Raw genomic sequence first — 1,051 nt, forward strand, 5'->3', positions numbered from 1 at the left:
CGGCTTGAGGCGAGCCGACCGGACCTGTGGTCGTCCGCCAAGATCAAGCCCCACCTGCTCATGACCTGGCTACGTCCCGCGGGACCAGGCCCAGCCGCTGGGCGCGGAGCACGGTGCTGACCCGGTCGCGGGTGCCGAGCTTCCGGTAGATCTTCTCGATGTGCTTGTGCACCGTACGGTCGGAGATGCCGAGCCGACGGCCGATCGCCGAGGCCGTCAGGGCGTCGGCGAGGAGCAGCAGCACGGTCGTCTCGCGCGGTGTCAGCGCACAGCCCGCCGCCCGTTCGTCGGCCGATCCGACGTCGGGCGATCCGGCGTTGGGGGATCCCCCGGCGCCGGGCAGCAGTCGCCGCCACTGCTCCAGAAGCTGCCGCTGCCGGTCCACGGCCGCCAACAGCGGCTGCGCGCGCCGGGCGAGCCGGATCTCGTCGTCGGTGAAGTCCGCGCCGGAGCGGTAGACGAGGCACCCGGTGATCGGGGCGGCCGGCCCCGGCAGCGGCACCGCCAGCGCATGGTCCGCGTCCAGGGTCCGGCCGAGCAGTCGGGCCGTCGCGCTCGCCGGCCACGCCGGGCCCGCCAACTGCCGCGCGGTGACCGGCTCCCGGCCAGCTTCGGCCAGGTAATGGGAGGCGAACGGCCGTCCCCTGCGCAGCAGCCCCAGATCCTCGTCCCCGAGCCGGGCGAACTCCGCCGCGGTGTCGCCGGACAGGCCGAGGGTTCCGCTGCTCGCGCTCCAGTCGTCCAGCTTGAAGATCACCGCGTCCCCGCCGCACAGGCCCGGCAGGGCGTCGGCCAGCAGCGGCCACAGACGCCCGGGATCCCGTTCGTGGAGCGCCGCCACGGCCAGGGACGCCATGCGTTCGTAGGCCGTCTCCGGTGATCGTGCCACGTGTTCCTCTCACTCGGTCCCGTGTACGCAGTTGTACCCATATCCGTGTGCCGCGCGCTGACCGAGACTTCAACCGGGCGACATCACGTTTCCGGATGTGCTCATCGCGTGCGGGCCGCCGGGACGGGGGAGCGGCGGCCCGCACCCCAGGTCGCGGCGCAC

General features: G+C 73.5%; 1 protein-coding gene. It reads right to left on the reverse strand.

The window, feature by feature from the left end:
• Nucleotides 1-58: 58 nt before the first annotated feature.
• A complete protein-coding gene (locus tag ACWEKM_RS46620; RefSeq protein ID WP_451627379.1) occupies nucleotides 59-889 on the reverse strand; it encodes a LuxR C-terminal-related transcriptional regulator in 831 nt (276 codons plus the stop codon).
• Nucleotides 890-1,051: the final 162 nt, after the last annotated feature.

The sequence above is a fragment of the Streptomyces sp. NPDC004752 genome, from assembly GCF_053601275.1.